General features: G+C 69.9%; 14 protein-coding genes and 1 tRNA gene. 7 read left to right on the top strand and 8 right to left on the bottom strand.

Going from position 1 to position 20,642, the window contains the following annotated elements; all coding sequences use genetic code 11:
- From BM064_RS17150 to recJ, 4 genes are all read right to left on the bottom strand, one after another.
- Window positions 1–252, bottom strand: a 252-nt coding sequence (locus BM064_RS17150) for a transposase (RefSeq protein WP_092861553.1), incomplete at its 3' end; no start/stop codon positions are given.
- A gap of 233 nt (window positions 253–485) precedes the next feature.
- A complete protein-coding gene (locus tag BM064_RS26980) occupies window positions 486–1,319 on the bottom strand; it encodes a hypothetical protein (protein ID WP_143103361.1) in 834 nt (277 codons plus the stop codon).
- Window positions 1,320–2,690: 1,371 nt separating this feature from the next.
- Window positions 2,691–2,766: transfer RNA gene (locus tag BM064_RS17145), tRNA-Glu, on the bottom strand.
- 254 nt (window positions 2,767–3,020) lie between these two features.
- Window positions 3,021–4,769, bottom strand: coding sequence for a single-stranded-DNA-specific exonuclease RecJ (recJ, locus tag BM064_RS17140; protein ID WP_092861512.1), 1,749 nt, complete (start codon window positions 4,767–4,769; stop codon window positions 3,021–3,023).
- Window positions 4,770–4,920: 151 nt separating this feature from the next.
- Here recJ and BM064_RS17135 point away from each other — a divergent pair, with 151 nt between their 5' ends.
- The 5 genes from BM064_RS17135 to BM064_RS17115 all read left to right on the top strand — a co-directional run bounded on the left by BM064_RS17135 (window position 4,921) and on the right by BM064_RS17115 (window position 11,466).
- Window positions 4,921–6,045: a LytTR family DNA-binding domain-containing protein gene (locus tag BM064_RS17135; protein WP_092861510.1), complete on the top strand. Its 1,125-nt coding sequence runs from the start codon at window positions 4,921–4,923 to the stop codon at window positions 6,043–6,045.
- 1,010 nt (window positions 6,046–7,055) lie between these two features.
- Entirely contained in the window at window positions 7,056–8,573 is a 1,518-nt protein-coding gene (hisS, locus tag BM064_RS17130; RefSeq protein WP_092861508.1) for a histidine--tRNA ligase, read from the top strand.
- Window positions 8,573–9,736 carry an ATP phosphoribosyltransferase regulatory subunit gene (locus BM064_RS17125; RefSeq protein ID WP_092861506.1) on the top strand — a complete coding sequence of 388 codons (1,164 nt, stop codon included), beginning with the start codon at window positions 8,573–8,575 and terminating at the stop codon, window positions 9,734–9,736. Before hisS ends, BM064_RS17125 begins: the two co-directional genes overlap by 1 nt.
- Complete coding sequence (hisG, locus tag BM064_RS17120; protein ID WP_092861504.1) at window positions 9,733–10,479, top strand: ATP phosphoribosyltransferase; 747 nt, start codon at window positions 9,733–9,735, stop codon at window positions 10,477–10,479. Before BM064_RS17125 ends, hisG begins: the two co-directional genes overlap by 4 nt.
- A gap of 102 nt (window positions 10,480–10,581) precedes the next feature.
- The gene (locus tag BM064_RS17115) at window positions 10,582–11,466 is read left to right on the top strand and encodes a pantoate--beta-alanine ligase (protein WP_092861502.1); all 885 of its coding nucleotides are present in this window, start codon (window positions 10,582–10,584) and stop codon (window positions 11,464–11,466) included.
- A 203-nt stretch (window positions 11,467–11,669) separates the two neighbouring features.
- On the opposite strand, the gene BM064_RS17110 is transcribed toward BM064_RS17115, so the two are convergent.
- The 3 genes from BM064_RS17110 to carB all read right to left on the bottom strand — a co-directional run bounded on the left by BM064_RS17110 (window position 11,670) and on the right by carB (window position 16,110).
- Window positions 11,670–12,278 carry a hypothetical protein gene (locus BM064_RS17110; RefSeq protein ID WP_092861500.1) on the bottom strand — a complete coding sequence of 203 codons (609 nt, stop codon included), beginning with the start codon at window positions 12,276–12,278 and terminating at the stop codon, window positions 11,670–11,672.
- A complete protein-coding gene (locus tag BM064_RS17105; protein ID WP_092861498.1) occupies window positions 12,275–12,745 on the bottom strand; it encodes a DUF1489 family protein in 471 nt (156 codons plus the stop codon). Before BM064_RS17105 ends, BM064_RS17110 begins: the two co-directional genes overlap by 4 nt.
- A 110-nt stretch (window positions 12,746–12,855) precedes the next feature.
- The gene (gene carB, locus BM064_RS17100; RefSeq protein ID WP_092861496.1) at window positions 12,856–16,110 is read right to left on the bottom strand and encodes a carbamoyl-phosphate synthase large subunit; all 3,255 of its coding nucleotides are present in this window, start codon (window positions 16,108–16,110) and stop codon (window positions 12,856–12,858) included.
- A 348-nt stretch (window positions 16,111–16,458) separates the two neighbouring features.
- Between carB and BM064_RS17095 the strand changes: the two genes are divergently transcribed.
- On the top strand, window positions 16,459–18,207 hold the full coding sequence (locus tag BM064_RS17095) for a monovalent cation:proton antiporter-2 (CPA2) family protein (protein WP_177236308.1): 1,749 nt from the start codon (window positions 16,459–16,461) through the stop codon (window positions 18,205–18,207).
- Between the two features lie 100 nt (window positions 18,208–18,307).
- Here the strand turns inward: BM064_RS17095 and BM064_RS17090 are convergent, their stop codons facing one another.
- Window positions 18,308–19,198, bottom strand: a complete 891-nt coding sequence (locus BM064_RS17090; RefSeq protein WP_245779194.1) for a DMT family transporter — start codon at window positions 19,196–19,198, stop codon at window positions 18,308–18,310.
- 116 nt (window positions 19,199–19,314) lie between these two features.
- Between BM064_RS17090 and BM064_RS26975 the strand changes: the two genes are divergently transcribed.
- A complete protein-coding gene (locus BM064_RS26975) occupies window positions 19,315–20,640 on the top strand; it encodes a HEPN domain-containing protein (RefSeq protein ID WP_143103360.1) in 1,326 nt (441 codons plus the stop codon).
- The last annotated feature ends 2 nt before the right edge of the window (window positions 20,641–20,642 follow it).

Genomic DNA, 20,642 nt, shown 5'->3' with positions numbered 1-20,642 from the left:
GGGATCGGCGGCGGCTTTGCCATCGTCATGCATAGGCTGATCGACGATCTCGACAGGAAGGAAACAAGCAGCATCCGGCTCTGCCGGGGGCTCCGGCGCATAGCGCGGGTCGCGCAACCATTTGAAGATCAGGTTGGCGTTCATCGCGTAACGCCGCGCCACCCGCGCAACCGACACGCCGGGGGCCGTCGTCTGCAAACAGATCGAACGCTTCTCCTCGTCTGTCCAAAGCCGCTTCGTCCGACGCGCCATCAGGGCCTCATAGTGTCCACTATCCCGTGGTGGACACTATCGAACCGTCTCTATGTCAGGCAGGGCAGTGAGACCGGGCGCTTACGGATGAATGCAAGCGATGCGTAAACAAGCGGACGCACGTGGTGCCCCCTTGTTCGGACTGGCCGGCATCGCAATGGGAAGGTAGCTCCGCCGCGCTGGTCCATGTGATGGCGGAGAAACCGACACTGCGAATGCCTGACTTTACTTTTTTATTGAGCAGAAACGGCCTTGAACTCGAACGTATACTCACCCTTTGGCAGTTCGGATTTGCTATTGATGTGGAAGTTGCAGGCTCCCTTAGATGGAGAGCCGGGCTTTGCGGAAATCGTGGACATATCCTCCGAAGGTGAAGCCACCAATTCAGCTGTCACTTTCGGGGGGTGTGCGAACGCCGGATCAAATCGAAGGGTGGCCGTGGCAATTTTTGTCGGATGTAGAATTTTTACGCGCAGAATGCCTGTTTGAGAAGACCCATCGCTCGAGGTTATCTCTTGTTCGGCTTCAACCACTTTCCTCTCTGATCCATATCGCGGAAAGATTGTCTTAATCTGCATTTCGCGAGATGTTCGGCTCAATGCCTCCATCTGTGCGCGCAGGTCTTTAATGTCTTTCAATAATTCATTCTGATCAATTGAACTTCCTGCTTTTATTGCCTCTTCTAGCTCGCCAAACTTGCTCATTAAATCTTGGCTTGCCTCTCCGAGGTCCGATGATTCCTTCCCCTCAACCCAATGTGTTACAGCTCGATTTACAATCTCTGAGATATTACTCTGTACGCCACCCACGAGTGCCTCAATCTTAGTGACCGTCTCATGTGTCTTTTCACTTGCATCAACAGACTTTGCGTAGAATTGCCAAGACAGCCAAGCCATGAAAAAAGACAGAAGTAGTGCAGTAATTGTTAGGCCAAACGAAAGCAGTGAAAAGATATCAAATGAATAAAGCTTCGGCGCCGCAGCAATGGCCGCATCCTGGGCCATGGCGCCCGTGGCGGCCGATGTGGACAATATGAAAAGAGTTGCTGAGATGGAATGCCTCATCATTTCGGCATTTCCTACATTTATTTCGCTACGCACGGAATTTCCACCTCGTTTCCCAATGAAGACTCACACATTCTGAGCGGCCTCGCGCTCTCGGCCTTAAAGGTTGTCGGCACCATGGCATCCCGATGGTCGGCAGAAAAGTGCTGCAGGTGATATTGGTAGAGTAACTGGCCGTTTCTCGGCTAAGCGCCTGAGGTGCAGATCAGCGACCCTGATCGTTACATCAGACACTCCAACTGCGATCGAGATCCGCAGAAAGGGGCGGCGGTTTGTGGCGTTTGGCTTAGAGGTCAGCTCAGGGTTAGGGTCAGCCATCCTCTGTGCTTGGCGTGACCGGCAGGTCAGGGCCGAGAGGTCCGTACAGCGGACCAACACGGCTTACGGACATGCCCTTTCGAAATGGGGCGACAGAGCCGCTCGCCGCCGCACGGGAATCCCCTGAGAGACCCTGAGCGACTCACTGACCGGCCATGTCGGAATCTCAGGTGGTCGGGTGCAAAAAATCCAAGGCTCCGCTTCTGGGGGCTCTCAGAGTCTCTCGGGCGATACCCTCGACCCGACCGCCTTGGGGCCGCACCGGGTGTTGGCCTTGCTTGGCGCATCCGTGTCGCTCTCTGTGCCTCTAAGCCGCCCAGAGAGCCGACAGACACGACGTAGGGTCTGAGTCATGGCAGTTCTGGAGGGCGACACACGGGCTTCTCACGCGGTGGCAGAGGGGTGTGCCCGACGGGGACTATCGGAAGAAGCCGAAGAAGGGGCCGAGGAAAGGCCGCGGCTCTACCTAGGATCCTTATGAGGGGCTTTGGAAGGATCCTATGACCCCTGAGGGATCCTAGGGAGTGACCATAGAGACCTTAGGATAGATCCCTAGGAATCCTCAGGGACCATAGAGGGGAAGAGGGGAGGGGGTTGGGGTGGGGTTGGGTAAAGAGGTCTTAAGAAACCCCAGGAATCCTAAGGATATCCTACAGGACCCTATCGTATCCTACAGAATCCTAAGGGGGTTCAATCTGTGGATTGAACCGGGGGAGGGGGGCTGCGCCCCCGGCTACGACATAAATATGCCCTCTCGGAATTTCCCTGTCGTCACAGGATCTTGTGCCAGTCGTCCTGAAGGTCGTCGAGGACGAGCCTTCGTCTCCTTCCATCCCAAGGCGTCGCGCCGGGCGGCGGTTCGGACGGGGGGGGGGCGGTAAGATTCCTAGGGGCCCTTCGAGGGTGTCGAGATATCCCCCCCTCCTGTCGGCCTTGAGCGGCTCCAGCCGAAGATTCCCTCAGTGGGACAAGCTGCCATACAAGTTGCCACACATTTCTGCCGGTTTGCGCAGTCGCTCACGCGCAACTCGCTGAAAAATATAAAAAATCTTGGAGTGGTACGCCCTACGGGACTCGAACCCGTGTTTCCGCCGTGAAAGGGCGGCGTCCTAGACCGCTAGACGAAGGGCGCTCCGGGGGCGTCTGTAATGGGGGCGCGGAGGGATGGCAAGAGGGGGCGGAGCCGAGACGGGCACGAGTTTCGTCGCCGGGGGAGAGGCGCGGCGTCGCGGGGCGGGCGACGTCGCCCGACGCGGTCGGGGCCGAGGCCGGACGGCGCAGCTCGGGCCCCCCCGGCGAAGCGGAGGACCTGCGCGGGCAAGAGGCGGAGCGGCGGCCCCACAGGGATCTCGACGGGGATATCGGCTTGGGATCTCGGCGGGGCGCTCAGCGCGCCGGGGCGGCGTCCTCGATGCGCAGGCGGGCGCGGCGGCGGCCGCCCCAGTCGTCGGTCTCCAGCCGGCCGGCGACGTGCAGGACGGCGCCGGCGCTCTGCGCCAGGGCCGCGTGCAGGGGGGTGTCGGCCACCCGGAAGGCCACCGCGTCGATCGAGCCGCCCGCGCCCTGCAGGCGCATCCGCAGGTGACCCTCGCCCATCGGCTTCACATAGCCCGCCCGCACGCCCGCGATCGCGAAGCGCGGCGCGGGGGAGGCGGCGCCGTAGGGGCCCGCGGCCTCCAGCATCTCCACCAGGTCGGGGGTCGCGCCGCCGGGCGAGAGCGCGCCGTCGAGGCGCAGGTCCTGCGGGCCGCTCCGGCCGGCGCCCTGGCGGGCCAGGCGCTCGGCGAGGCGGGCCATGGCGGGCTCCAGGCTCTCGGTCCGCACCGTCAGGCCCGCGGCCATGCGGTGCCCGCCGCCCTTCACGATCAGCCCCTCCGCCGCCAGCGCCGCCACGTCGGCGCCGATATCCACCCCGGGGACCGAGCGGCAGGAGCCGGAGCCCTGCTCGCCCGCCAGCGCCACGACCACGGCGGGGCGGTCGAACCGCTCCTTCAGGCGGGAGGCGACGATGCCGGCGACGCCGGGATGCCAGCCCTGCGCGGCGGCCCAGACCAGCGGGCCCTCGACGCCCCGCGCCTCGGCCTGCATCAGGGCCGCGTCGAGCACGCCGGCCTCGACCTCGCGGCGCTCGCGGTTCAGCTCCTCCAGCCGCTCGGCCAGCGCCTCGGCCTCGTGCGGGTCGTCGGTGGCGAGCAGCCGCGTGCCGAGCTCCGAGGCGCCGATGCGCCCGGCGGCGTTGATCCGCGGTCCCAGCACGTAGCCCAGGTGGTAGGCCGCGGGGGCCGAGGCCAGCCTCGCCGCGTCCGCCAGCGCCGCGAGCCCCGGCCGGTCGCGCCGCGCCATCACCTTCAGCCCCTGGCGCACCAGCGCCCGGTTCAGCCCGGTCAGGGGCGCGACGTCCGCCACCGTCGCCAGCGCCACCAGGTCCAGCAGCCCCATCAGGTCCGGCCCGGCCACGCCCTGCGCGCGCAGCGTGCGGTTGGCGGCCACCAGCAGCAGGAAGGCGACGCCGGCCGCGCAAAGGGCTCCATGCTCGCCGCTCTCGTCCTGGCGGTTGGGGTTCACCACGGCGAGCGCCGGGGGCAGGGTCTCGCCGCCCAGGTGGTGGTCGATCACCAGCACCTCGGCCCCCCCCTCGACGGCCGCGGCGATCGGCGCGTGGGCGAGCGTGCCGCAGTCGAGGCACAGGATCAGCGAGCACTCCGCCGCCAGCGCCCGCATCGCGGGGACGTTGGGGCCGTAGCCCTCGGTCATCCGGTCGGGGATGTGGACCTTCGCCGCGATCCCCATCGCGCGCAGCCAGCGCACCAGCAGCGCGGTCGAGGCGGCGCCGTCCACGTCGTAGTCGCCGAAGAGGCCCACCGTCTCGCCGGCCCGCGCCGCGCGGGCCAGCCGGTCGGCCGCGAGATCCATGTCGCGCAGCGCCGAGGGGTCGGGCATCAGCTCGCGCAGGGTGGGGGCGAGATAGGCCGCCGCCGCCTCCGGCGCCACGCCGCGCGCGGCCAGCACGCGGCCGACCATCTCCGGCGCCTCGAGGCGCTGGGCGATGGCGAGGCCGAGCCGCTCTGTCTCCGCGCCCGGCCCGACCCAGCGACGGCCGAGGGCGGAGCGCTCCACGTTCAGGAAGGCGTCCATGGGGCGGAGAGATATCCGCGCAACGCTCCGGAGGGAATCCCCCTCGACCGCGCGACGGCGGATCGCGTTTTCTTGATCGGAGATGAACCAAATCTTAAAGCGGGCCGTAACTGGCAGGCGAGGCGCGCTCCAGGCAGGTGTGGGGTCGAGGATGAACTGGTTCGAAGAGGCGATGCGGGACTGGCGCAAGGGGCTGTCGAGCCCGCGCCTCTGGGTGGTCTGCTTCCTCACCGCGGCGCTGTTCGCGGCGATCGGCCCGGCGGGCACCGGCGAGGTCTACGGGCCGGCCGGGCGCGCGGCGTTCTGGGGGGCGGGGATGGCGGCGGCCTGGGTGGCCACGACCTTCACCGTCTGCCTGGCCGAGGCGCGGCTGGGGCCGCGGCCGCTGGCGAGCCTGCTGGCCGGGGTGGCGCTGGCCACGCCGCTGCTGCTGCTGATGGCGCCGGCCCATGCCTCGTTGATGCATCGCGACTTCGGGCTGGCGGAGGCGGCGGTGGCCGCCCCGCTCTGCGCCCTGCTGGCCACGGTGATCGTGGTCAAGACCCGGCTGGCGCTGGGCCAGCCGCTGGGCTTCGGCGCCCTGACCGGCGAGGGCGCCCCCGCCCCCGCCCCTGCCTTCGCCGCCTCCGCCTCCGCCGCCTCCGCCTCCGCCGCCCCCGCCGCCTCCGCCCGGCAGGCCGCCCCGCGGCCCGCCGCGCCGACGCCCGTGGCGGCCGCTGAGAGCCCGGCCCCGGACTCTGCGCGGTCCCCGGAGCCGACGGCCGGGCCCGCCGCCTCCGCCGCGCCCGCGCCGCAGGATCCGCCGGCGGCCCCGTCGCCCGCGGTCCCGTCGCCCGCGCCCTCCGCCGAGGCGCCGCCCGCCGACGGCGGCGTGATCGCCTTCGCCGCCCCCGCCCGCCGGCCGGCGCCCGCCATCCTGCGCCGCCTGCCGCAGCGCAAGCGCGGCGCGCTCCTGCGCCTGTCGATGAGCGACCACTACGTCGGCGTCGCCACCGAGCATGGCGAGGAGATGCTGCTGATGCGCCTCTCGGACGCCATCGCCGAGACCGCGCCGGAGGAGGGGCTGAAGGTCCACCGCTCGCACTGGGTGGCCCGCCGGGCGGTGCGCGCGGTGGAGCCGGAGGGCGACCGCGCCACGCTGGTCCTGACCAACGGCGAGCGCATTCCCGTCAGCCGCACCCGCATGCAGGTCCTGCGCACCGCCGGCTGGCTGTCGAAGGACGCGCCGCGCTTCCTGGCGCTGGGCGAGGCGGACTCGGCCGACCGCGCCGGCTGAGCCGCGGCGCGCCAGCGTCGTCTCTCGTTTCTTGTCACCACGGCACGCCGCGCCCGGCGCCCTTCGGGAGGCCGGCGGCGGCGCGTTGCGTCTTCGGGACGGGGCGTGCGGGAGGGGCGGTTCCCCGCTCCTGCGGGCGGCCTGCGAGGGCCTGCCCGCGAGGCCGTGCGGCCCCGGACGCCCGGGATCGCGCCGGCCGGGCCGGCGTCCCCGCCGCCGACCCGGGCCGACCGTCCGCTCCGCCTTGGGCCTCCAGGCGTCCCCACGCCCGGCCGGCCCGTCCTGACGGCGGGCGAAACTGGGTCCGTCCCGTCTCCGCGCCCCGGGCGGGGCCGCGTCCTTCGGGTCGGACGATAGGGAATCAAGCCGGGCGACGCGGGTCGCCCGGCTCTGGTCGTCTGGGGTGTCGCATCAGGATCGCTACGCGACGCGACGTTCGTATACGCTCCACAACGCATTTCGGCGCATCCACACACGCACGCCGGCGGAAAGCCACTTCACTCGCCGCCCTGCGCCTCGCCGCTTCGAGACGCGGGACGGTCGGACCGGGACAAGGGGGAAAAACGGTCCCGATCCTCACGCAGCCGCCCTGGGGTGTCGGGCGGGCGTCGGGCCGTCGCCCTTCGCCTCACCACTTGAGACCGTCCCGATCCGGTGCGGAACCGCAAATACGCAGGCGGGCGAACGGCTTCGCCAAGCCGCTGGATCGCTTCGCGAAACCCCGTTCGCGGTTCGCCAGCGGGGCGGCCCGGCGCGCCGGCGGGGGGCGGGCCTTCGCGAACGGGCCGCCGGCTGCGCGGGCGGGCGGAGCGCCGGGGCCGGCGGGCGCAGGGCGCGGCCCCCGGGCGGCGTACGCGGCAGGCGATTCTTCCCGTGCGGCCCGCGATTCTCCCTGCACCCGGCGCGCCGACCCGCCCGGCCTCGCCTTGCCCCGAGGGCCCCCTTCGGCTAGGGAGCGCCTGCGCCCCGCAGGCGGGGCCGCGACCGTGTCCGCAGACGACGGGATTTCCATGGCCAAGGACAAGAAACCGCGCCGGCCCCGGGCCGAGACTCCGCGCGGGTTCCGCGACTGGTTCGGCGCCGAGGTGCGCGAGCGCGGCGAGATGCTCGCCGCGATCACCGACGTCTATCATGCGCACGGGTTCGAGCCGCTGGAGTCCTCCGCGGTGGAAACCGTCGAGGCGCTTGGAAAATTCCTCCCCGACGTGGACCGCCCCAACGAGGGCGTCTTCGCCTGGAACGACGAGGACGAGGGCTGGCTGGCGCTGCGCTACGACCTGACCGCGCCGCTGGCGCGCGTCTACGCCCAGCACCGCAACGACCTGCCCAACCCCTACCGCCGCTATGCGGTGGGCCCGGTGTGGCGCAACGAGAAGCCCGGCCCCGGCCGCTTCCGGCAGTTCTACCAGTGCGACGCGGACACCGTGGGGTCCGCGAGCCCCGCCGCCGACGCCGAGATCTGCGCCATGCTGGCCGAGGCGCTGGAGGCCGCGGGCATCCCCGCCGGCGACTACGTGATCCGGCTGAACAACCGCAAGGTCCTCAACGGGGTGATGGAGGCCGCCGGCGTCCTCGACCCCTCGGACCCCGAGAAATTCGCCCATGAGCGCGGCATCGTCCTGCGCGCCATCGACAAGCTCGACCGCCTCGGCGACGCCGGCGTGCGGGCGCTGCTGGGCGAGGGGCGCAAGGACCCCTCGGGCGACTTCACCAAGGGCGCCGGCCTCTCGCCCGAGCAGGCCGAGATCGTGATGGGCTTCGTCGCCGCCAGGCGCGACACCGGCGCCGCCACCTGCATGCGCCTGCGCGAGCTGGTGGGGACCTCCGCCGCCGGCGTCGAAGGCGTGCAGGAGCTGGAGACCATCGCCGAGCTTCTGGACGCCGCCGGCCTCGGCGCCGACCGCGCGATCATCGACCCCTCGGTGGTCCGGGGCCTGGGCTACTACACCGGCCCGGTCTACGAGGCCGAGCTGACCTTCGAGATCCTCGACGAGAAGGGCCGCCCGCGCCAGTTCGGCTCGGTGGCCGGGGGCGGGCGCTACGACGACTTGGTGAAGCGTTTCACCGGGCAGGCGGTGCCGGCGACCGGCGTCTCGATCGGCGTCGACCGGTTGCTCGCCGCCCTGCGCGCCAAGGGGCGGATGGGGGGCGAGACCGCGGGCCCCGTCGTGGTGACCGCGATGGACAAGACCCAGATGGCCGCCTACCAGGCCATGGCCCGCGAGCTTCGCGCCGCCGGCATCCGCGCCGAGGTGTTCCTGGGCGGCGGAAACATGGGCAAGCAGCTCAAATACGCCGACGCCCGCAACGCCCCCGTGGCGGTGATCGAGGGCGAGGACGAGCGCGCCCGCGGCGTCGTGCAGCTCAAGGACCTGGCGCTGGGCGCGCGCCTGGCCGCCGACATCGAGACCCACGAGGACTGGAAAGCCCAGCCCGCGCAGATGGAGATCCCGCGCGCCCAGCTCGTGCAGGGCGTGCAGGAGATCATCGCCCGCGGCGGCCTCGGGACCGGGACGGGCCGCGGCTGATGTCCGCGTCGCGCGCCTACCTTCCGGGCGGCCGCATCGGCGACGGGCTCGACCGTCTGGCCGCCGAGGTGGCGCGGATCGAGGCGCTGTTCGCCGACGCCGGCGCCCAGGCGGTGGAGCCCGCCACGCTCCAGCCCTCGGCCGAGCTGCTGACCCTCTATGGCGAGGACATCCGCGCCCGCGCCTTCGTCACCCAGGACCCGGTGGACGGCGAGCTGATGCTGCGCCCCGACTTCACCGTCCCGGTGCTGCGCCTGCACCTGCAGGGCGGCGTCAGCCCGGCGCGCTACCGCTACGCCGGCCCGGTCTGGCGGCGGCAGGAGCCGGGCTCGACCCGGCCCACGGAATACCTGCAGGCGGGCGTCGAGATCCTGGGCGACCCCGACGCGGTCGCCGCCGACGCCGAGGTCTTCGCCCTGATCCGCGACGCGCTGGGCGAGGCGGCGACGGTCGCCGAGCCGCGCACCGGCGACCTCGCGATCATCTTCGCGGCCATCGCCGGCCTCGCCGCGCCCGAGCGCTGGAAGCAGGCCCTGCGCCGCCACGTCTGGCGCCCCGCCAAGTTCCGCCGGGTGCTGGAGGCCTTCGGCGAGCGCCCCGCGCCCTCCCCCGCCCGCGCCGCGCTGATCAAGGCCGTCGAGCAGGGCGAGGACGCGCTGCGCGCCCATGTCCGCGCGCTGGGCCCCCTCCACGGCGCCCGCAGCTTCGAGGACGTGCTGGCCCGCGCCCGCGAGCTCGCCGCCGACGCCCGCATCGTCCTGCCGAAGGCCCAGATCGACTGGCTCGAGGCGGTGCTCGCCGTCGCCGGACCGTCGGCGCAGGCGCTCGACGCCCTGCGCGCGCTGGACGAGGGCGGGGCGCTGTCCCCGGCCCTCGACCGCTTCGCGCGCAGGCTCGAGGCGCTGGAGGCCCGTGGCGTCGATGCCGCGGCGCTGCCCTTCGACGCCTCCTTCGGGCGGGGGCTGGAGTATTACGACGGCTTCACCTTCGAATTCGCGGCCCCGCGGTCTTCAAGCCGCCTGCCGCTGCCGCCGCTGGGCGGCGGCGGGCGCTACGACGCGCTGACCCAGCGGCTGGGCCACGCGGCCCTGCCGGCGGTCGGCGGCATCGTGCGGCCCGAGGCGATGATCGCCGCCACCGGACCTGCGGGAGGCGCGGCATGACCCCCGCCCAGTCGTCTTCGGACCGCATCGTCCTCGGCCTGCCCTCCAAGGGCCGGCTGATGGACAGCGCCCGCGCCTGGTTCGCCGACCGCGGCCTGAACGTGGTCCGCTCCGACAGCGACCGCGAATACGCCGGGCGCATCGAGGGGATCGAGGGCGTGGACCTCGCGCTGCTGTCCGCCGGCGAGATCCCGCGGGAGCTGGCGGCGGGGCGCATCCACCTCGGCGTCACCGGCGAGGACATGGTGCGCGAGAAGATCCCCGACGCCGACGCCGCCGTGCGCCTGCTGACGCCGATGGGCTTCGGGCACGCCGACCTGATCCTCGCCGTGCCGGACGCCTGGGCCGACGTCGAGACCATGGACGACCTCGACGCCGTGGCGGGGCGGCTGCGCGCGCAGCTCGGCCGGCCGCTGCGCATCGCCACCAAGTATCACCTGCTGGTGCGCCGCTTCCTGCGCGCCAACGGGGTGGCGGACTGCCTGCTGGTCGACAGCCAGGGCGCGACCGAGGGCGTGGTGCGCCAGGGAACCGCCGAGGCGATCGCCGACATCACCTCCTCGGGGGCGACGCTGACGGCGAACCGGCTGCGGCCGCTCGTCGACGGGGTGATCCTGCGCAGCCAGGCGCAGCTGTGCCTGTCGCTGACGGCGCCGAAGGCTTCCGCGCAGGTAAAGACCCTTGATGCCCTTGCGTCAAGGCTCGACGTGCCCGCGCTTGCATCGGTCGCTCAGCCACAATAGCGTCACATTCCAGCGACGTGATATCGATCGCTGTCTTCCGGCGGATGGCGCTCCATTCCGCCTTCCGGCACGTTTTTCCTTCACCTCGAGGTGCTTCTTCGCATGCAAGGCCTGCCGATCCTTCGATCGACCCCCCAGCTGCGTTCCCGTATCCGATCCTGGCGCGCCTTCGGCGAAACCGTCGCCGTGGTTCCGGTCGGCCGCTCCCTCCATGAAGGCCACCTGGCCCTGATCCGCGCGGCCCGCGGCGAGGCCGACCGCGTGCTGGCGGTCGTGGCCCGCTGGTGCGACGGCCGGGCCCGGGGCCGGCCGGAGCCCGGCGCGGGCGAGGAGGACTTCGACGAGCTCGAAGCCGCCGAACGGGTCGAGGAAGCCGGCGCCGACGCCGTCTATCTGCCCTCGGCCGAGAGCCTGTTCCCGGCCGCCCCGGTGGTCGAGATCCACCTGCGCGGGCTGACCGACGTGCTCTGCGGCGAGGAGCGGCCGGAGCGGTTCGAGGGGTTCGCGCTGGCCTTCACCCGCCTGCTCAGCCAGGCGCAGGCCGACGTGGCGGTGCTGGGCGAGCGCGACTGGCAGCGCCTGGCGATCCTGCGCCGGCTGGCCATCGACCTGGACCTGCCGACCGAGGTGCGCTCGGCCCCGACCGAGCGCGACATGGACGGCGTCGCCTGGGCCGAGGGCGCGCAGGACCTCGCCGGCGAGGACCGCGCCGCCGCCGTGCGCCTGTGGCGGGAGCTCAAGCGCGCCGCCGCCGCGATCGACGCCGGCGGGGACGTGGACGCGACGCTGGACGCCGCCGCCGACGCGCTGGCGGACGCGGGCGCGGAGGTCGAATACCTCGACCTGCGCGACGCCGAGACCCTGGCCGAGGTCGACGACCCCGCCGGCGACCGCCCGGCCCGCATCTTCGCGGCGATCGCGCTGGGCGACCTGCGCCTGATCGACAACGTCCCCCTGGGCGAGGCGCGCAACCCGCTGGACGGCTGAGGCCCGGGCGCGAGGCCGGTCCCAAGCGCGCCCCGGACCCGATCCGGGGCCTCCCGCGGCCGGCCGCGCGACGCTCGCCGGCCCGGGCGCCGCTCTCCGGCGAGGGCGCTTCGCGGCGGCCTGCGAGAGGCCCCGGATCAGGTCCGGGGCCCGCGGTCGCCGGGGTCTGCTTCGGCTTTCGGGATACGGCGAGGCAGGGGCCGTCAGAGCCCTTCGAACGACCCCAGCCGCGCGTGGCGGGCGCCGGCCTGGGCGGCGGCCTCGGCGAGCTCGGCGACCGCCGCGATGGGCGCGGAGCCGAAGTCGATCCGCAGGGCGATGCCCGCGGGCAGCGGCTCGGGGTCCGACATCGAATGGACCACGCCGAGCAGGTCCTCGGTCTCCATCTGCTCCGTGCCGGGCTGGGAGAACTCCAGGAACCAGCGGCGCAGCGGGGTCAGGTCGGGCACGCCGCCCTCGATCTCCATGGCCAGCATCGCGTCCTCCCAGCGGAAGGGCGTCACCAGCAGCGACAGGCCGGGGGCGGCGATCAGCTCCAGCGGCGCCATGGCCACGGTCAGGGCGCGGGGCAGGGGCGTGTGCACCACCGCGTGGGTGATGCGGCCCGACTCCTCGGCCTCGAAATCGTGGCGGGAGGGGAGCGCCAGCACGCCGTCGCGCAGCACGCGGCCGTCGGGGCCGCGCCGCCAGGGCTCGGGCGTCACCTCCGCGCCGGCGTCGATGGCCCGCGCCATGCGGGCCAGCATGTCGGCGAGATGCAGTTCCCGCAGCGGCGTCAGGGCGGCGGCGAGGATCGGGTCCGCGGTGGTCATCGCACGCCCAGGTCCGACAGCGCGCGGGCGAGCTCGGGCGGCAGGTCCGCCGCGGGAGCGCCAGGGGCGTCGAGGTCGCCGGGCGCGGCCTCCGGCGCCAGGTAGCGCCAGCCCTGGAAGGGGCGGCGGGGGGCGGGCTGGGTGCGCACGATCTCGGGGTCCAGCACCAGCGCGCAGCGGCGCACGCCGTCGCCGCGGTCGACCTCGCGCATCTCCTCGATGCGCTGGCGGGCGAGGATCACGCCCTTGATCACCCAGTAGAGGCTGCCGCCCGAGGAGGTGATCTCCTCCTCCTTCTTCGGCCACATGCGGGTGACGTGGACCGGGCGCGGGTCGCGGCCGGTCGCCAGCGCCTCGGCGGCGCGGGCGCGCTGCCAGGTCTCCAGATCCTCCACCGACTCGGCGCCCACGCACAGCTTCACGATGTGAAGGCGGGGCGGGGTTTCGGGAGGGAGGTCGTCACGCACGGGAGGTCGCTCCGGTCAGGGCCACGGGTCAGGTCACGAGCGCGGTCCCGCGCCCGGAGATCCGGGCGCGGCGGGCTCGGAACCGGGGGCCCGCCTCGGGGCCCCCGCGCTCAGGAAGCGTAGCGCTGCAGCGGGGCGACGTCGAGCGCCCCGGACCGACGGTCGCGGATGGCGCGGGCGGCGGCCCGCGCCCCGGCGGCCGTGGTGTAGTAGGGGATCTTGCCATACAGCGAGACCGAGCGGATCTCGCGGCTGTCGGAGACCGACTGGCTGCCCTCGGTGGTGTTGATCACCAGCGCCACCTGCCCGTCCTTCAGCGCGTCGACGATGTTGGGACGGCCCTCGTAGACCTTCTTCACCGTCTCCGCCGCGACCCCGTTCTCGCGCAGGAAAGCGGCGGTGCCGAAGGTCGCGAGGATGTGGAAGCCGAGCTCCGAGAGGGTCTTCGCCGGCTCCAGGATCGCCTGCTTGTCGGCGTCGCGGACCGAGACGAAGACCGTGCCGCCGTCGGGCAGCAGCGTGCCGGCCCCGATCTGGGACTTCAGGAAGGCCCGGTCGAAGCTGACGTCCAGCCCCATCACCTCGCCGGTGGAGCGCATCTCCGGCCCCAGCAGGGTGTCCACGCCGGGGAAGCGGGCGAAGGGCAGCACCGCCTCCTTCACCGCGAAGCGCGGGATGTCGGGGGACTTGAGATCGAAGCTCGGCAGCTTCTCGCCCGCCATCACCCGCGCGGCGATCGCCGCGATCGGCGAGCCGACGGCCTTGGCGACGAAAGGCACCGTGCGCGAGGCGCGCGGGTTGACCTCCAGCACGTAGATCTCGCCGTCCTTGATCGCGAACTGCACGTTCATCAGGCCGACGACCTGCAGGCCGAGCGCCAGCGCCTTGGTCTGCGCCTTCAGCTCGTCGATCATCTCGCGCGAGAGGGTGTAGGGGGGCAGCGAGCAGGCGCTGTCGCCCGAATGCACGCCGGCCTCCTCGATATGCTCCATGACGCCGGCGACATGCACGGTCTCGCCGTCGCAGAGCGCGTCGACGTCCACCTCGACCGCGCCGGAGAGGTAGCTGTCGACCAGCACCGGCGACTTGCCCGAGACCACCACCGCCTCGCGGATGTAGCGGTTCAGCCCCTCGTCGTCGCGCACGATCTCCATCGCCCGGCCGCCCAGCACGTAGGAGGGGCGGATCACGACCGGGTAGCCGACCTCCTGCGCAATGCGCAGGGCCTGCTCGCCGGTGGTGGCGATGCCGTTGCGGGGCTGCTTGAGGCCCAGCTTGTTGAGGAGCTGCTGGAAGCGCTCGCGGTCCTCGGCCAGGTCGATCGCATCGGGCGTGGTGCCCAGGATCGGGATGTCGTTGGCCTCCAGCGCGCGGGCGAGCTTCAGCGGCGTCTGGCCGCCGAACTGCACGATCACGCCGTGAAGGGTTCCGGCCTCCTGCTCCTTGAACAGGATCTCGAGCACCGATTCCTCGGTCAGCGGCTCGAAGTAGAGCCGGTCCGAGGTGTCGTAGTCGGTCGAGACCGTCTCCGGGTTGCAGTTGACCATGATGGTCTCGTAGCCCGCGTCGGTCAGCGCGAAACAGGCGTGGCAGCAGCAGTAGTCGAACTCGATCCCCTGGCCGATCCGGTTCGGACCGCCGCCCAGGATCACCACCTTCTTGCGGTCGGTGGGGCGGGATTCGCACTCGACCCAGCCCATCGCGTCGGCTTCGTAGGTCGAATACATGTAGGGGGTCTGCGCCTCGAACTCGGCCGCGCAGGTGTCGATGCGCTTGAAGACGGGGCGCACGTCCATGGCGTGGCGGATGCGGCGCACCGCGTCCTCGGACATGTTGGCGAGCTTGCCGAGGCGGGCGTCGGAGAAGCCCATCATCTTCAGCGCGCGCAGGCCGGCGGGATCGCGGGGCAGGCCCTCGGCGATCAGCCTGGCCTCGGTCTCGATGATCTCGGCGATCCGCTCCAGGAACCACATGTCGTAGGCGGTGGCGGCGGCGATCTCGTCCAGGCTCAGCCCCTCGCGCATCGCCTGGGCGATGATGCGGATCCGGTCGGGGGTGGTCTTCGACAGCGCCGCGATCACCGCGCGCTTGCGGTCGGGCTCGGCGGTCTTGTCGTCGACGCCGGGGATCTCGATCTCGTCGAAGCCGGTGAGGCCGGTCTCCATCGAGGCGAGCGCCTTCTGCACCGACTCGGCGAAGCTGCGCCCGATGGCCATGACCTCGCCCACCGATTTCATCGCGGTGGTCAGCTCGGGCTTGGCGCCGGGGAATTTTTCAAACGCGAACCGCGGGATCTTCGTCACGACATAGTCGATGGTCGGCTCGAAGGACGCCGGCGTCACCTTGGTGATGTCGTTGTCGAGCTCGTCGAGCGTGTAGCCCACCGCCAGCTTCGCCGCGATCTTGGCGATGGGGAAGCCGGTCGCCTTGGAGGCCAGCGCCGAGGACCGCGACACGCGCGGGTTCATCTCGATCACCACCATGCGGCCGGTCTCGGGCTGCAGGGCGAACTGGACGTTGGAGCCGCCGGTCTCCACCCCGATCTCGCGCAGGACCGCCAGGGATGCGTTGCGCATCCGCTGGTATTCCTTGTCGGTCAGGGTCAGCGCGGGCGCCACGGTGATCGAGTCGCCGGTGTGGACGCCCATCGGGTCCACGTTCTCGATCGAGCAGATGATGATGCAGTTGTCCGCCTTGTCGCGGACCACCTCCATCTCGAATTCCTTCCAGCCCAGCAGGCTCTCGTCGATCAGGATCTGGGACACGGGGCTCGCGTCGAGGCCGGATTTGCAGATCCGCTCGTAGTCCTCGCGGTTGTAGGCGACGCCGCCGCCGGTGCCGCCCAGCGTGAAGGCGGGGCGGATGATGGCGGGCAGGCCGACATGCTCGATCGCGTCCATGCATTCCTGCATGGTGGAGGCGATGGTCGCGGCCGGGTTCTCGAGGCCGATGCGGTCCATCGCCTCGCGGAACAGCTTGCGATCCTCGGCCATCTCGATGGCCGCGCGCTTCGCGCCGATGAGTTCCACGTTGTATTCGGCGAGCACGCCCGCGTCGTCCAGCGCGAGGGCCGCGTTCAGCGCGGTCTGGCCGCCCATGGTGGGCAGCAGCGCGTCGGGGCGTTCCTCGGCGATGATGCGGGTCAGGACCTCGGTCGTGATCGGCTCGATGTAGGTGGCGTCCGCCATCTCCGGGTCGGTCATGATGGTGGCGGGGTTCGAGTTCACCAGGATCACCCGGTAGCCCTCTTCCCGCAGCGCCTTGCAGGCCTGGGCGCCGGAGTAGTCGAACTCGCAGGCCTGCCCGATCACGATGGGCCCCGCGCCGATGATCAGGATCGAGGAGATGTCGTCGCGACGGGGCATATGGGCGTTCCTCGGGCTCGTTCGCCTGACCCCCGCGCGGGTCGCGCAGGGTTTCGGCGTCAAACGGTCAGGTCGGCTGGGACCGCGCGGGTTATAGCGGAGCGCGCGAAGGACGCAAGGCGGCGCGCCCTTCGCATCTGCAACATCGGGGCGGATCCCTTCCGCAGGGGCGTGAAACGGCCCGATCGGCGGGACTCTGCGTCGCCGCGCGGGGAGCGTCCCCCGCCCCGCGGGGCGAATCGCCGGGCCCGGCCGGGCCGGGAGGCGCGTCTGGAGGTTTGTGCCCCGCCTTCTCCTGCGGCTAAGGTGGGGCCCTACCGCGTCCCCTTCCCGGATCGAAAGAGAGCCATGGCGACCGAGGCGGATCCTGCCTTTCTCGAAACCGCGACCGTGTTCCTGGGCGCCGCCGTGATGGCGGTGCCGATCTTCAAGCGGGCCGGGCTGGGCTCGGTGATCGGCTACCTGGCCGCGGGGGCGCTGATCGGCCCCTACGGACTGGCGCTGGTCGCCGACGTGCAGACCGTGGTGGGCTTCGCGGAATTCGGCGTGGTGCTGCTGCTGTTCGTCATCGGACTGGAGCTCAGGCTCTCGCGCCTGTGGCGGATGCGATACGAGATCTTCGGGCTCGGCCTCGCGCAGGTGCTGCTGACCGGGGCGCTGCTGTTCCCGGTGCTGCGCATGGCGGGATTCGGCTGGAAACCGGCGCTGGTGATCGGCAGCGCGCTGGCGCTCAGTTCCACCGCCTTCGCCGTGCAGCTGCTGCGCGAGCGCGGGGACCTGTCGCGCCCCTACGGCGACCGGGCCTTCTCGATCCTGCTGTTCCAGGACCTCGCCATCGTGCCGCTGCTGGCGATGATCGCGATCCTGGCCCCCTACGCCCGCGGCGACGGGCTGGTGCTGGAGAACGTGGCCATCGCGCTCGGCGCGGTGGCGGCCCTGGTGCTGGTGGTGCGCTACGGCATGGGCCCGCTGCTGACGGTCATCGCCCGCTCGAAGGCCGACGAGGTGTTCACCGCCGCCGCCCTGCTGGTGGTGATCGGCTCGGCGCTGGCGATGCATGCGGTCGGGCTCTCGATGGCCATGGGCGCCTTCATCGCCGGCGTGCTGATGGCCGACACCGAGTTCCGCCACCAGCTCGAGACCGACATCGAGCCGTTCCGCGGCCTGCTGCTGGGCCTGTTCTTCATGGGCTTCGGCATGTCGGTCGACTGGGGGCTGGTGGCGCAGGCCTGGTGGGTGGTGCTGGGGGGCGCCTTCGGGCTGTTCGCGGTGAAGGGCCTCGCGCTCTACGGCCTGTCGCGCATCGCGCGCTCGGACCATTTCGACGCGGTGCGCATCGCCGCCACCCTGGGCCAGGGGGGCGAGTTCGCCTTCGTGATGTTCGCCGCCGCCGCCTCCAACCTGCTGATCGGGCGGGAGGAGGCCTCGATCCTCTCGGCCATCGTCACCCTCTCGATGGTGCTGACGCCCTTCGCCCTGAAGCTCGCCGACCGCCAGCGCCCGAAGGAGGAGGACGGCGAGGCCGACCCCCACGCGCTGGAGGAGGCGCCCAACACCCGCATCCTGGTCGCGGGCTTCGGCCGCGTGGGCCAGGTGGTGGCCCGGGTGATGCGGATGCGCGGCTACGACGTGACGGTGATCGACAACTCCACCCGGCTGATCCGCATGGGCGCCTCGATGGGGGCGACGGTCTATTACGGCGACGCCCGGCGGCTGGACGTGCTGAAGATGGCGGGGGCGGCCGAGGCCGACATGATCTTCCTGTGCATCGACGACCGCGACGGGGCCAAGGCGGCGGTCGAGAAGATCCGCCACGCCTTCCCCGAGGCGATCATCCTCGCCGACACCTACGACCGCTTCTCGGAGGTCGAGCTGCGCGAGGCCGGCGCCCACGAGGTCGTCCGCGAAACCTTCGAGAGCGCCGTCGAGCTGGCCCGCCGCGGCCTGCACCGGATGGGCGACGGCGACGTCGCCGCCGACCTGATCGAGGAGTTCCGCCGCCGCGACGCCGAGCTCGCCCGCCTGCAGACCCAGTACGGCATCCAGGAAGGCCTGCAGAAGCTGCGCGAGAAATACACGCTCGACCAGCCCGGCTGAGGGGGCTCCCGGGCCCACAGGCGCCCTGCGGGCGGGCTTGGCGGGGCTGCGCCGGCGGCGGGCGTAGGGCGCATTTCAATGCGCCTTCCCCTGGCGAGGCTCACTCCCTCAGCAGCAGGAGCATGGCGAGGATGGTGACGCCGATGCCGGCCAGCACCGGCGGGTGGGGCCAGTGGCCTGCGAAGATCCCCTCCCACAGCACGATGAAGGACGGCACCAGGTAGCCGTAGGCCATCACCTTGCCGGCAGGCAGCCGCAGGGCCGCGAACTGGAGCAGGAAGAAGCTCAGCGCCGTCGCCCCCAGCGCGAGGTAGAGGATCGCGGCCCACACGATCGGGGGCAGGGCGGTCCACTGCGTCTGGGCGATGGCGCCGGTGGCGAGCCCCGCGATCCACACGATCCCGCAGCCCGACAGCAGGGTCCAGAAGGAGAAGGCGAGCGCCGGCTCGCCGCGGTTCAGCCTGCGGATCAGGGGGGTGTAGAGGGCGTGGCCGACGACGCCTATGAAGAAGATCGCCTCGCCCCGCCCGATCTCGAAGGCGAGCAGGCGGTCGAGCTCCCCGTCGAAGATCACCCACACGGCCCCCGCGCCCCCCAGCGCCAGCGCCCCGGCCATGCGCGGCGGCGCGGCCTGGCGCAGCAGGACCCAGGCGAAGAGGGCCGAGAGGATCGGGGTCAGGGTGAAGACGGCGCCGGTGGAGACGGGATCGGTGATCCTGAGCGCCACGAACATGAGGATGAAGTAGAGCGCCAGCAGCCCCCCCAGCAGCGGATAGCGCCAGGGCGCCGCGAGCTGCGCCCTGCGCAGCCCCGGCCCCAGACTCGCGGCCCCGGCGAGCACCCCCGCCCCGATCGCGAAGCGCGCGGCGTTCAGCGCCTCGGGCGCGATCAGCGCCGCGGCCCTGCCGCCCAGCGAGAAGCTGCCGGAGATGACGAGGGCGAAGAGCAGCATGGCCAGGTGGCCGAGGCTGCGGTCAGGGGCGGCGGGCATGGGGGCTCCGGGTGGTGGGCCGGAGGGGTGGAGCACGGAGAAAGAAACTTGGCAAGCCTTCGGCTGGCTTGCTAGCTTGCATTGCCGAAGTTCATCTTTGCGAATGTGGTGCTTACTTGATTGACCTCATGGGTTTCGTTGAATTTGAGGGGAGACGCCTATCGTCTCGACTAAGAATTGATGGCTCAATCATCGAACTTGAGTGCATTTTTGAAGATGTTGAGCAGCTGATTAACCCATTGCGTCGAATTGATGTGGCAATTTTTAAGGGCTCGCACAAGCTATTTGCCCTTTCGGATCTCATTCACCGCACAACTTCTGGTCGGCCTGGACTTGGGGCCGCTTCCATCTATGTATCGACGATCGCTGTTGAAGATTATAGCCCTGATGGAGCAGATATCGCAGTTAGTGAATCGTGGATTGTCAGGATTTCAAGTTGGCATATGATCTCACGATCCAGCGGCATCGAGCGAGCTTTCGAAAGGGACGCCAATAACCGGCGTGTGGGGATTTGGCGTTTCGCTCAGCCCCTGGATTGGGCCGTGCGGACATCAGATGGGAGACTATCTGCCACAACAATAAGCAACATCGTTGAAGGGGGGATTCACGCTAATAGCCTTACGTTGGATATCGTCGATAGTATTCGTGTACATTTTTCAGATCTTGTCGGGTTTCGTGAGGCCATCAAGGAGGTTCATAAGATTCGTCTATTTGGCTCATTGTTGTTTGGCAAAGCGTTGAATCTTGAGTTTTTCGCCGTTGAGGCGAAGGAAGATGGCGAGTATCGCACGCAGCACCAGGTCTTTGGCATCAAGCAAATTTCAGAGGCAGGGTTGCCGGCCCGTCCATTGATTGGTGCTGCGCAGCGGGAAATTATTCCAAAGTATTTTGAGAATTTTTTTAGTATTTACGAGCAAATTTCAGAGGCTATCAGTATTCATTTTCTTGTATCCCAGGAATTGGGCTTTGACCCTTCAACAAGGCTGCAAATGCTGTGTCAGGCGCTTGAGTCTATCCATCGAAATTTGGTTCCAACATCTTCCGCGCCACTGGATCTTGCGACTCTCGACGGAATTCTTGCTTCACATGGGTATGGCGGCGAACTGAGGGAAAAGTTAGTTAATCAAGCCCGTCATGCGCACGAGCCAAATTTGCGTCAGCGCTTGAAATACTACTTTGCTAAATTTGAGCATGAGATTCGAATTGTCTGGCCGGACATAAGAAAAAAGTCGACGATAAATGAAATTGTAGATGCTCGCAATTACTTTGCGCATCGCTCTCCCCGAATTGGACGCCCAGGCGGCGCGAGGCTCTGGAACAATGTCGAGCTGACCAAGGCAATCGTTCAGCTGGCGCTGCTAGATGCGATTGGCGTCGATACAACGGGTTTAGGCCAAAGGATGGCCACGGAGCGGTTCGCCAAGTTCGCGATAGACCGTTGAAA

The sequence above is a fragment of the Albimonas pacifica genome, assembly GCF_900113695.1.
GTDB classification, from domain to species: domain Bacteria; phylum Pseudomonadota; class Alphaproteobacteria; order Rhodobacterales; family Rhodobacteraceae; genus Albimonas; species Albimonas pacifica.
This window is presented reverse-complemented; position numbering and strand designations above follow the sequence as displayed.

Bases quoted from the DNA above. Each gene is read 5' to 3' on its own strand.
- BM064_RS26980 (WP_143103361.1), bottom strand. From the start codon at position 1,319: ATGATGAGGCATTCCATCTCAGCAACTCTTTTCATATTGTCCACATCG.
- recJ (WP_092861512.1), bottom strand. From the start codon at position 4,769: ATGGACGCCTTCCTGAACGTGGAGCGCTCCGCCCTCGGCCGTCGCTGG.
- BM064_RS17135 (WP_092861510.1), top strand. From the start codon at position 4,921: ATGAACTGGTTCGAAGAGGCGATGCGGGACTGGCGCAAGGGGCTGTCG.
- hisS (WP_092861508.1), top strand. From the start codon at position 7,056: ATGGCCAAGGACAAGAAACCGCGCCGGCCCCGGGCCGAGACTCCGCGC.
- BM064_RS17125 (WP_092861506.1), top strand. From the start codon at position 8,573: ATGTCCGCGTCGCGCGCCTACCTTCCGGGCGGCCGCATCGGCGACGGG.
- hisG (WP_092861504.1), top strand. From the start codon at position 9,733: ATGACCCCCGCCCAGTCGTCTTCGGACCGCATCGTCCTCGGCCTGCCC.
- BM064_RS17115 (WP_092861502.1), top strand. From the start codon at position 10,582: ATGCAAGGCCTGCCGATCCTTCGATCGACCCCCCAGCTGCGTTCCCGT.
- BM064_RS17110 (WP_092861500.1), bottom strand. From the start codon at position 12,278: ATGACCACCGCGGACCCGATCCTCGCCGCCGCCCTGACGCCGCTGCGG.
- carB (WP_092861496.1), bottom strand. From the start codon at position 16,110: ATGCCCCGTCGCGACGACATCTCCTCGATCCTGATCATCGGCGCGGGG.
- BM064_RS17095 (WP_177236308.1), top strand. From the start codon at position 16,459: ATGGCGACCGAGGCGGATCCTGCCTTTCTCGAAACCGCGACCGTGTTC.
- BM064_RS17090 (WP_245779194.1), bottom strand. From the start codon at position 19,198: ATGCCCGCCGCCCCTGACCGCAGCCTCGGCCACCTGGCCATGCTGCTC.